An 11181-nucleotide genomic window follows, 5' to 3' on the forward strand; every position below is an offset into this window, starting at 1 on the left:
CCAAGGAAGAGTTCGTACTCGGATCGACTCGAGAAGTCCGGTGCCGGCACGGCTACCGATCTCATTAGATTGGCTCGACGCCGTACTCGCTTTTGTATCGGTTGATGTAGTCGATGATCATTTGTTGTTGCGGTCGAGCTCCGCTGCGAAGAAAACCGATGCCGACTTCAGGATTTCGTTGGCACGCTTGAGTTCCCGGTTTTCGGCCCGGAGGTTGCGCATTTCCGCAGCCATTTCGCTCGTCACGCCGGGTCGTTCGCCGGCGTCGGTTTGCGCTCTCCGGATCCAGTTGAGCAGCGTCTGCGCTGTTCCGATGCTGAGTTTGTCTGCGACGGATTCGATCGCGGCCCACTCCGACGGGTACTCGTATTGGACCTCGGCGACCATCCGCACCGCCCGCTCACGCAGTTCGGGCGGGTAGCTCTTGTTCATTGCTGACGACATGGCTCCATCTTTCCCAAAGGATGAAGTGATGTGCCCTGGGCTCGACGGAGTCGGTATAGCTGGTTTCAGGCAACTGGCTGATTCGTGTGATGATGCAATTCGTACTCTATCGGAGTGCACATTCCGAGGCTCGAATGTCTACGTTGGCGGTTGTGAAAGATCTCCAGATACTCGAAGATTGCGTTCGCCAGTTCAATCCGGGTACGCCACCGTTGTCGGTTCAGAAGCTCGGTTTGCATTCTGCCCCAAAAAGATTCGATTGTGGCATTGTCGTAGCAGTCGCCGACAGATCCCATAGAGGGAACGAGACCTGATTGTTTGGCTCGATCGGCGAATGCCCACGACGTGAATTTCACCCCGTGATCGGAGTGAATCACGGTTCCGTCGAGCGGTGCACGGTTGGAGATGGCCATCGAGAGCGCGTTGGTCACCAGCGCGGAGGTTTGACTGGAATCGATCGACCACCCCACGACCCGTCTTGAAAACGCATCCAGGACAACCGCGCAGAAAACCTTACCTTCACGAGTACGATGTTCGGTGATATCAGTGACCCACAACCGATGTGGCTGTTCACGGGTGAACATTCGATTGACCATGTCGCCGGCTGTCGGTGTCTGATATCGAGGCTTCGACCTCCTCGTCCCGGGTACGCCTTTGATGCCGGCGCGCGACATCAGGGTCTGCTGCACGATCAGGTGACAGGTTCGTTCACGCAGCCGTGATGGCTGATGTGGTCATGATGGCCTCGTATTCGATCGGGGTCAACTTTCCGAGCCGGCTCTGACGTCGACGGCGATGGTAGGTCCGTTCGATCCAGGTCACGATCGCGATCCGCAGCTCCTCTCGAGATTTCCACGCCCGCCGATCGAGGACATTCTTCTGCAGCAGCGAGAAGAACGATTCCATAGCAGCGTTGTCACCGGCCGCCCCGACTCTGCCCATCGATCCGATCAGATTGTGGCGGTCCAAGGTGCGCAGGAACTTTCGGCTTCGAAATTGAGAGCCGCGATCAGAATGTACGATGCATCCGTCTGTATCGGTTCGGCGGGCCAGGGCCGAGGTCAACGCAGCGACCGCGAGTCGGGATTTCATCCGCGAATCGATGGAGTAGCCGACGATCCGGTTCGAGTGAACGTCCTTGATCGCGCACAGGTAGAGTTTGCCTTCCGCTGTGAGATGTTCGGTAATGTCACTGAGCCACAACCTGTTCGGTCCTTTCGCGGCGAAATTTCGCTTGACGTGGTCATCGTGGACGGCAGGTCCGGGACGGCTACTCGTACCTCGTTTCTTGCCGAACACACTCCACCAACCGTTGTTCGAACAAATCCGCCATGCGGTGCGCTCGGTCATCGTATGGCCTGCGCAGCGGGCTTCGTAGGTCAGCAGCCGGTAGCCGAATTCAGGATCGCCGCGATGGGCGTCGAAGAGTGCGTTGGCTCGGTAGGCCTCGACGAACTCCGAATTGGTCACAGGATTGGCCAGCCAGCGGTAGTACGGCTGTCGAGCGATCTTCAGTACCCGGCACGTCACCGCCACCGGAATCTTTTCGGTGGCGAGTTCTTTCACGAGCGGGTAGAGCCTTTTCCCGGCAGATTAGCCTGGGAAAGATAGGCGGCAGCCCGTCGCAGAACTTCGTTTTCCTGCTCGAGCAACCGGATTCGCTTGCGCAATTCCCGGTTCTCGACCACGTCCTCACCAGTAGTTCCTGATTTGATTCCGTCCTCGCTATCGGCCACTTTCAGCCAGCCCGTCAGGCAGGATTCGCTGATCCCGAAATCAGCAGCGATCTGCTTCAACAACGTTCCGGGCTCGCGACTGCGCGCTACGCGGACAACGTCCTCACGGAACTCTCGGGGATAGGGCTTGGGCATGGTGCACATCCTTCCAGCGGCACCTCTCGGCACCACAGATCAGATGTCACCTATCCGTGCAGCAGACCCTCACCGCCTCGATGTGGTTGTGTCCTACGGACAGGCCGGGCCCAAGGGTGAGTTCTTCCGTGAATGCGCCTGGCACCGTAGGTGCCGCGAGATGCGGCATGCACTGCCATGATCTGTTCGAGTAGCCAGGTGTGCCGCAGAGTGCGTAGTGACGGTGGTCGGTTGCGCCATTCGTAGTACCCCGCTTCGGACACGTCCAATAGGCGACAGGACGCCTGCACGGGTAGTCCTTCCGCAGCCATCGTCGCTATGGCCGCGAATCGCCTTTTGGGTTGTGTGGCTCTTTCAGCAGCTCACGGGACCGTTTCAGTATTGCGACTTCGTTCGGGGGGGTCACGGATGCGTCTTTTCGCCGAGGTCAGCTCGGACTGTTCGAGGCGTGAGAGTCCTGGTACCTGCCCCGTGTCGATCAGGTCTTGTTTGCGCCAACCGTAGATCGTCTGGTCGCTGACCTGGAGATCGTGGGCGATTTCCGCGATCGGCCGTCCTGCGGCGACCAGACCGAGGATCTTGCGGCGAAATTCCTCGGGGTATCTCTTCGGCATGGTCCTGCCTCCTTGGACAAGATCGTAGCCAGAAACCAAGTTCACCGACTCCGTCAATCCCAGAGCACATCAAAGTCTCCGGAACTCCGGTGCGATTCATGGTTTCTCTCTCTGAGAGGAGGTTCAGCTCCAGGGGTGCTGTGACAGGTCGAGACAAAGTCTTTTGAAATGCGACGTTCAGGGGTCCTGAACTGGGTGGATGACACGGCCCGGCGTTGAAGTCGACGCCCGTGGCGCGCATGGATGCATGTAATGATGCGCGCGTCGTTGTGCGCGCGACCCAACTAGGCCGCTCGGGTGAGGGCGTGGGTACTCACGGATTGCACCATGCAATGTCACGTCGTAAAGGGGTGTATATCAACCACCCCAACCAAATTCGTCCATCCTTCCTAAACAGCAGCAGTCGACGGAACGCACTACATCGAATAGGTCCGGCCCGTGCGGCAACTGGGTCGGACCTCGTGTGTTCTCAAGAGACCCCTCATCGCGTGTGTGAGGGGCCTTCGCGTTCTGTGGTGGATTGGGTATAGGCCTGGTGCGCGACACTTGGTGTGGTTTCGGGGGCAGGCGACCCCCCTTCCTGCGAGTGACCAGCGGGCTGGTGGGGCGCCTGTTCGCGATTCACCCGAACCGGTTGCGCGAAAGATTGTTACCTCACGGTGAGCGTCCTCAAACATCGTTGGTGTGTTGTGCGCCCGATCTTTCGCAGTGCTCTCCCTCGGTCGACAGCTGGTCGGAGGAGGCAATTGTTTGCATTGGATGGTTGAGTGCGTTTTGATGCCCTGAGCAGTGATGACGTGAGTTTGCGGCGTTTGCGGCGAGGTCATGGTGGTGGTGTGCAGCATTTAATCGACTCGTAGCGCACTGTCTGTCATGCTCTGTCGTGACCAGGACAAAATGTCCAGGTCAAACCATGTTTATGTAAGAGATAGGAGTTTTCGATGGGTTTGACAGAACGCTGCCCGAAGGACGGGGCGGGACTGAACACTAATGGGGCGTGCATGAACGCCCCGGTGTGTGATTACCAGCTGCCGGCGGAGACGATTGTCGACCGTGAGGACAGGCGGAACGCGGGGGGCGAGCGCTGCTGACTCGGTGGTCGACGGAGGAAACCCTCACCCCTCAGCCGAGCTTTTGGGTTGAGGGATTTCTCTGCCGCGCAGTCGTGTTTAGGGCTGCGCGTTTGGGGCTTTGACGTGCGGTTATGACACCTTCACGCGGTTGTTTGTGGTATGTGGGGCGCAGGAAATTAGGGGCCGGCAAGGTGCTGCGGTTCGGTGGTGTGGGGGAGTCGTGCGCGTCAGACGGGGGTGGCGCGAGGCCTCGATTGTGGGTTTTTTGAATGATGTTGTGTGTCAGTGGGTTTGGGGATGAGTTTACACGCGGTGAGGTCCCGGGAAATATGTGCGATTGCGGTGATTTCCCCCTCTGGTATGCAGTCTTGCATCCCCCTCTGGAGGTCTCGGGAGTCCCAGGCAGCCGAGACTCACCAGGTGACGTATCCGCCATCGACGATCAAGTCAGATCCTGTGGCGAAGGCAGCGGCCTCCGATGCCCGGAAAACTGCGGACCCGACGAGGTCGTCGGTTCACCCCATCCAGCCCATCGGTGTCGCCTTGATCCAGAAGCTCTGCAGCTGTCGGAGCCTGTCAGACTCTGTGAGCGGCATTTGGATGTAACCGGGGCTGATCGAGTTCACGCGAATACCCTTCGATGCCCACTCCGCTGCAAGCGTTTTGGTCAGGTGCTTCACACCGGCGCAACCGTGCCAACTCGGTAGGTTCCGCGGCCGTGAGCGGCGCTATTGTCTGGCCGGAATCGATCACCCTGTGGCGGCCCCGACCTTGTATTCGGTCGTGAACGACCTGCGTTTGCGGGGCACGAGGACATCCGTCCAGCGGAATCATCCGTCCCGCTATCTCGGTGTCCACCATCCGGTGAACTTCAATGTGCGACTACGGAAGTCGAAGGCCGACTAAGAAAGGAAGAGGAGCGAACAAAGCACTGCAGTACACCGAGTCTCACGAGACCTACCCGCCCTGCGCGTTCGTTCGCTGGGTGCAGGTCGTTGCTGCATTCGACGTCGTCGGCTGCCCCTCGGTCATCCGGCTCTTGCGGAAACGTGAACCATCCGACGGCCACGTGTGCCGGGGGAGTGCCGCGTACCGCCGCCCGGGAACCACTGCTGCGGGCCGTCGCGAACAACGGCAACCTCGGTGCCGCAGCGTTCTCCGGTACCGCGATCCACCAGACCATCGCCGCGCTGCACACGCCGGCTTCGACCCCACCGCCCTCACCAAGCTAGGCGGGCACTCTCTCCGCGCAGGCTTCGTCACCCAAGACACCCGCAAGGGCGCCGCCGACTCCGTCATCGCTCGACAGACCGACCCCGCCAGTCTTGACTCCGTCGAGGGCTACTGCCGCGAGCGAGCACCGCTCCTAGGCAATGCTGTCACGGACATCGTTCTGTAGTAGGTCAATTCGAGGCAATGGTCCGGAACTTCCCGGTGCGATGTTGCTCAGTGTGGACTACGAGAACCAGTCATTATCGTCCGCGATCCGGGTTAGAGGCGGCGTGCGCTCTGCTGCGCGAACCGACATCCTGTCGATTGCAAGTTGAACGATATCGGCGGGCCATTGGTCTGGATTGAGTAGAACTGCCTTGGAGACGGTGTTGGACATAGAGGCAAGACGTGTCTGATTTGCCCAGCCGCCTGGAGGGAGCGCTCGTCGTGCACCTGCGAATGTGTCCAGCTTTATTTTTCGTGGGGTTGACGCGGCTGCGACTGCGGCGCGTCCGTCGGCTGTTCCGGCGAGAAAGACATCGCGGAGTTCGGGTTCGAGACGGGTGGTGATGCGCTCGCGTGTCGAGTCGGATCCGGTGACCCACAACAGCCACAGGGTCCGCCCCGACAGAGGCAGCTGCTGTAGGCGTAGGGCGTCTGCGAGGTTGAGGGCGCGGGTCGTGTGTGTCTCGCGGTCTCGGTGCAAGGCATGTTCAACGGTTCGAAAGTGTGTGGGGGACAGGGCGCGCACGAGTTGGTCGATACTCGGTCCGAGTTCGACGATCGTGCTCGGTCGCGCGTGTTCGAGGACGGCAATCAGGGCGAGCATCTGTTCGGTCGGGGTCGTTGTGGATATGAAAAGCTCCTGCCACCAGGCGGTCTCGCCTCTGTGGTGGCGGTACAACGCCTCGGTGTGTGCCGCGTCGGTCAGTCCTTGAGTTGAAGCGTTCGATGCGATGGCCATCAGGTCGATGTTGGTGGGCGTTGTGGAGACTGCGCGTCGGAGTACCCATCCGTCACCCCAAGTGTGAGAGAGCGTGGCGAAGTATGTTTGCCAGTCGGTTGTTGATGCAGTGTCGGGTAGATGCGTGCGCACGGTGGTTGTGGCGCCGTGTATGAGATCGGCAAGGGCAGTGTTCGGTCCGTCGTGAGACCAATGGTGTCGGATACTTTCTGCAGCACCGTCATTGAGATTGTCTCGCGCGGTTGACAGGATGTTCTTGTCCGCGCCGTCATATCCGCCGTCGCTGAGCAGCTGGACGCGCCACTCGCCACGGTTCTCGGCGTCAGTGAGCGCAGAAGCCAGCAGATGTGTCTGGTTCGGGTCGAGGTTTTGGAGCGCTCGAAGATGTGCAGCGGTTTCCAGCCAGACTGTGGTGGGTTCGTGCTGTCCCCACCACCAGCTGGTGAGATCATCTTCCGGTATCGCGTGGGTGACGAGGCTGCGTGCTACGGCGTCGCGTAGCTGGTGCGTCGTGTGGGAGTCCGTCAAGCGTTCTTTCAGGTGTGCAACGGCCTGGCTGCGGCCAGCGCGATTGCCGAGTCTTAGTGGGGTTCCTGCAGCGTCGAGTGCCCCATCTTGGGAGAAGATGACACCGGGACCATCGAAGACGAAGTCGACTACGTCGCGAATTTCGCTTGTGGTTAAACCGTCGAAGATGCGGTCATTGAGCACCATGACAGCCATTGCGCGTATGAGCGGGTGCGGCGCGACACGGTTCTCGACGGTCCGGAAGTTGCCATGTAGCGCGCGGATTTCACCGCGAGTGAGCATCCCTATGAAGAATCGGCAGACATTGGCCCAGTATGGGCGCTCCAGAAGTGCGTTCAATCCGTCGTCTCGGGAGTTGCCGTGGCCTTTCGGCGTGAGGTTGTCAGCGATGTGCTTTGCGGCGAAGTACTCGCGAAGGGACTGCACTTCGAATTCGAACGCGTCGTCGCGCTCGACCATGCACAACACTCGATCTGTGATCGCAGAGTAGAGCTCGTCGGCAAGCTGTTGCTCTTCTGGCTGACCGGCGAGGTAGTCGCGGAGTAAATGCCGTAGCTCCTCTCGGGTGATTCGTCCGGAGCTGCGTCCTTCCTCCGCGATGGATTGCAGGTACCAGCCGAGGTAAGCGTGCGTGTCCTCGACGACGCGGCGCTGTTCGGCCAGGAGCGGCTCCTTGTCCTCGGTCTGCTCACGGTCGAGAAATGTTTTGAGATACTCGGCGTAGAGTTCGGTGCGTTGCTGGGGGAGCAATTGGCGTCGGTACAGCAAGTGTAAAAGAATCGCCAATTGCATTGGGTAGGAAGCCAGTTCATTGATGTGAGGCACATTCTGGTTGTCCAAGAACGTCGCTTGTAGGCGCGCCGCACTGTCTGCGGGGAGTCGAGATACCTCGGACCAACGTTGCAGATACTGCAGCCGCAAACCTGGTGTGAGGCGTTGCAAGTGCAGGGTCGGGAACGCACCTGAGGACGTGAGGGGCTGCAGGGAACTGCCAGGACGGGTCGCAACCAAGATCATCAAATCGGCAGCATCGGGTGTCAATCGTCCTCGGCAACGAACGATTTCGTCGACAACACGCGAGCGATCCGACACGTTGGCGACCTCGTCGAGCCCATCGAGGGCTAACAGAACCGGCTCGGTCGCTATGAGATCAGCAAGATCGCGTGGCTTGAAACGGTGTGCACCGATACGGCTGTCGATTTCCTGGAGGAGGTATTCTTCGAGACTGGGCCAGCCGTCGTGCGTTCGTGATGGATTGCCCTTCGGCTTGGGCGCCCGGGCTGGCGAATCGGTTGCCCACTGCGCATATTTGCGTAGATCGACGCGTACCGGGAATCTGGCTACGGCGGTCACCTGGTCCAGTCCGGATTGGGCGGCTGTGTATGCACTTGTCTCATCGAGTCGTCGTGCACGGTGGAATTGGCACACGTATTGCAGCACCGTTGATTTGCCTTGTCCGGGTCCTCCAACGAGGACTGCGTTCCCCTGCCATTGCGGATGCAGGAGAGCTTGTGTAGCGCCGGCGACAACGAAGCCGGATGCCCTGTCCAGTTCGGTGGTATCCCCTGGAGCGGTTTCGCGGATATGGCTGAGTAGCGTCGCGACGGTCGAGTTGTCACGACGGCATCCAACAGGAACGTCGACGAACATCGAGTCGACCGAGGGGCCGTGCAAGTCGACTTGCTGAAACAGAACCGTGTCCTCTGAGGCGTATCGGTCGCCGAGGTAGGCGCGTAGGACGGCCCGAAGTTTGTCTCGGCGCGCTTGTTTTTTCTCGTGGGACGCTTTCATCTCGACCACGTCATCGACGGTGTAGCCGTCACCGTTGTTGGCGTCGATCAGGGTGTGGTGGGTTGGACATAGCAGTACCAGGTTCTCGTAGCCGTCGACTTCTGGGTAGCCCGCGTCGTAGCGAGGACCGCCGGCGCTCCGCGCCCGGATGTGGGCTTCTTGTCCGACTACGACGACGTCCGAGCCGCCCGACATTGCGTTTACGACATCGACGGTGAGTGTGTGCCGACATCCTGGAAAAGCGCATCGGTCGTGAGCACGTGTCCACAGCATCTTGCGTGTGCGTTCACTGATCGCCATATAGCTTTCTCCTGAGATGCAAGGTGGTCTCCATTCTTTCAGCAACCGCCGACGAGTCGGTGACCACGTCCGCGTTCGCTAGGACGGTCAGCCGTGGAGCCGACGTCGCGATCCTCTTCACTCGATTACGTTTTCTCGCGCGAACACATGTATCCCAGATGCTCTGGAGCAGTGTAAGGACGCAGTCGAATGGGTGGCGGACAATCGAGCAGCACTCGAAGTGACCGGTCCGCTCGGCGGGCGGCAACCCGACAGCCCTGCTGTCGCACTGGGCAGCAACCGGGCCGGACCTTTCCAGTTATTTGGGTGGTCCTTTTCGGGTTCTGTGGTGGGTTCGTGCGGCTATTGGTTGTGGATGAGGTCTGGGAGGCACATTCGCCGGATTGAACTGCAGATAGCTGAATCGTCTCGCTGCTCGGCTTATGGTGCGTGGGTGACGACATGCAGGGGAGTGACGCGGTGGCGTCGGTGGGTGTTGCTCGGTGTGGGGTTGGTGGTGGGGGCGTTCGGTGCTTTCGCGTTCTTGGGGGTGGGGCGGTCTTCGTATGAGCTGTGCGCATCCGACTCCGTTGTGGAGTTGGAGAGTGCGTCGCGGGTGTGGCTGCCGGTTGTCGGATCATCGTGTACTTATGCGCCGTCCTACGACCAGCGGGTGATGATGGTGGTGCTCTCTGATCGGTTTGTGCCGTCGTGGCTTCCCTGGACAGAGTTTGTCGCACAACTGCCGAAAGAGTGTGTACCTAGAACCCCTCGAAGTTATCCATGAGAAAAGCGTCGACGTCATCGATGGTGAAATCAAGGAGCAACGAATGCATCCGCTCGTCGGCTTCACTGATCGCAATTTTCGCAAGTCCTACGTCGGTAAATCGGCTTGATTCCATCTTCATCGGGTCGAAGGGGGGTGACAGCGCCTCGAAAGCCTTCGCCTTTTCGAGACCCGAATCTATCGATTTTCGCACCTCTTCTAGGTTTTCGTAGTCACACCGGTTGAGTTGCTCAACGAGTTCGGAATATTCTCGATCAGCCGACTCTTCACGATCGTTGAGCATCCGACGAAGGAGTCCCTTTACTGTGGCCCCATTCAGTGAGATCGTTTGGAGTTCATCCGGGTTCGCCTCCGCCGCCGCCACCTCGATGGCTTGGACATCTACAGCGATCCCGTGAAACACCTTGTCAGCGAGATGAAGTACAGCGTTTAGAGCGCTTAGATCACGGACAATCTCTCTGGGAATGCTCGCTTTGCCCTTGTACGCCAGATAGTGCTCGATACTGGCCCACGCATCCGTCAGGATGGTCCGCGACTGAATCTCGAACCGGATATCCAGTAGATCCGTGTCTGCGACATCGACTGAGGTTCTCTTCAGGTAGCAGTCGTAGTGTATTGATTTGTACTCGAACGCCCTTGGATCAGTCTTCTTCTCTTTGTCGTCACGGTCGATGATCAGGAAGCAGCTTCGGATAGCTCTATCGACTGCACCTAGGTCATGGTTGAAGAGACTGACGACACGCAGCCCAACCAGGTCTCCTGTATCTGTAAACGGGTTGGCGTACGAATTTCTTTTGATCTTTTCCAAGAAGCTCGCTCGCTCTTTGACACGACTAGTGATCGAATGCGTCTTTATTCCAGCAGACTTTGTTTCTGCTTCGAGCATCTCCGCTGCTATCGACGCCAGCCGTTCGTAAACTGGGCGTTTTCGATCGTACTGATCAGCGTATTGGTGGAACCTCTGGATCTCGTCTTCTTGGGTCACGATAAGAGTATGGCGGAGAGTTGTGGTGAAGAACATGGAAAGAGCCAGCGCCTGGACTTAGACAAGTGTCTTTGACCTGCGGTGAGGGCATGTCCCTGGGGTGTGTGGGGCGCCGACGGATTTAGGTGCCGGCGGGGTGTTCGGGTTGGGTCGTGCGGGGTGTTGCGGGGCTCGTTTTTGGTATTTTTGAATGTTGTTGTGTGTCAGCAGGTTTCGGTATTCGGTTGGTGTTTGGTTGTTTTCGTGGGTTGTGCACGGTTTTGTTTGTGTCAACATCGAATGTTCTTGCAGTGGTGCGGGTTTCGATGTTTCGTGTTTTCGGATTGTTTTGCGGTTTGGTGGGTGGGGGTGTATGATTGGGAGCATGATGATGACGAGGCAGTTGGACGCGAGACGGGGCGCTTTCCGTGACCCTTCCCCTCCTCTCCAGCCTCGTTCGGGTGTCGGGTACCGGCTCAGACGTTTCGATGAATTCGATTGGTGAGAACCAAGATTCGGAATTCAGAGGAGCGAAGCGACTCGATCGACGGCAACGGCACTCGACCCACTGCGAGCCGCGCAGCGGCTCCCTGGCGGGGAGCGCAGCGACTCGCTCCCGTCTCCCGACGCGGAGCGTCGGGAGGAGCGCCGCGG

At 59.0% G+C, this 11181-nt stretch carries 8 protein-coding genes; 1 reads left to right on the forward strand and 7 read right to left on the reverse strand.

What is annotated here, in order from left to right:
- Nucleotides 1–117: 117 nt before the first annotated feature.
- The 5 genes from EEB13_RS31760 to EEB13_RS32575 form a co-directional block, all read right to left on the reverse strand.
- Nucleotides 118–444: a transposase gene (locus EEB13_RS31760; RefSeq protein ID WP_187328658.1), complete on the reverse strand. Its 327-nt coding sequence runs from the start codon at nt 442–444 to the stop codon at nt 118–120.
- Between the two features lie 65 nt (nt 445–509).
- Nucleotides 510–1118: an IS3 family transposase gene (locus EEB13_RS31040; protein ID WP_222839833.1), complete on the reverse strand. Its 609-nt coding sequence runs from the start codon at nt 1116–1118 to the stop codon at nt 510–512.
- Between the two features lie 34 nt (nt 1119–1152).
- A protein-coding gene (locus tag EEB13_RS31045) for an IS3 family transposase (protein ID WP_141487008.1) occupies nt 1153–2315 on the reverse strand; the annotation gives its coding sequence in 2 pieces (ribosomal slippage) (nt 1153–2028 and nt 2031–2315; 1161 coding nt in all).
- Nucleotides 2316–2677: 362 nt separating this feature from the next.
- Nucleotides 2678–2929, reverse strand: coding sequence for a transposase (locus EEB13_RS31050; RefSeq protein WP_141487009.1), 252 nt, complete (start codon nt 2927–2929; stop codon nt 2678–2680).
- A gap of 1588 nt (nt 2930–4517) precedes the next feature.
- On the reverse strand, nt 4518–4682 hold the full coding sequence (locus EEB13_RS32575; protein WP_116104499.1) for an SDR family oxidoreductase: 165 nt from the start codon (nt 4680–4682) through the stop codon (nt 4518–4520).
- A gap of 305 nt (nt 4683–4987) precedes the next feature.
- On the opposite strand from EEB13_RS32575, the gene EEB13_RS31060 reads away from it, so the two are divergent.
- A complete protein-coding gene (locus tag EEB13_RS31060; protein WP_261984698.1) occupies nt 4988–5401 on the forward strand; it encodes a hypothetical protein in 414 nt (137 codons plus the stop codon).
- A gap of 57 nt (nt 5402–5458) precedes the next feature.
- On the opposite strand, the gene EEB13_RS31065 is transcribed toward EEB13_RS31060, so the two are convergent.
- Nucleotides 5459–8797 (reverse strand): HNH endonuclease, encoded by a 3339-nt coding sequence (locus EEB13_RS31065; RefSeq protein WP_116104500.1) that lies wholly within the window; start codon nt 8795–8797, stop codon nt 5459–5461.
- Between the two features lie 740 nt (nt 8798–9537).
- The gene (locus EEB13_RS31070) at nt 9538–10548 is read right to left on the reverse strand and encodes a GTP pyrophosphokinase family protein (RefSeq protein ID WP_187328659.1); all 1011 of its coding nucleotides are present in this window, start codon (nt 10546–10548) and stop codon (nt 9538–9540) included.
- Between the last annotated feature and the right edge of the window lie 633 nt (nt 10549–11181).

The organism is Rhodococcus sp. WS3 (genome assembly GCF_003797085.1).
Lineage (GTDB): Bacteria > Actinomycetota > Actinomycetes > Mycobacteriales > Mycobacteriaceae > Rhodococcus_F > Rhodococcus_F globerula.

Coding starts and splice junctions, on each gene's coding strand:
- EEB13_RS31040 (WP_222839833.1), bottom strand. CDS start 1,118: ATGTCGCGCGCCGGCATCAAAGGCGTACCCGGGACGAGGAGGTCGAAG.
- EEB13_RS31760 (WP_187328658.1), bottom strand. CDS start 444: ATGTCGTCAGCAATGAACAAGAGCTACCCGCCCGAACTGCGTGAGCGG.
- EEB13_RS31065 (WP_116104500.1), bottom strand. CDS start 8,797: ATGGCGATCAGTGAACGCACACGCAAGATGCTGTGGACACGTGCTCAC.
- EEB13_RS31050 (WP_141487009.1), bottom strand. CDS start 2,929: ATGCCGAAGAGATACCCCGAGGAATTTCGCCGCAAGATCCTCGGTCTG.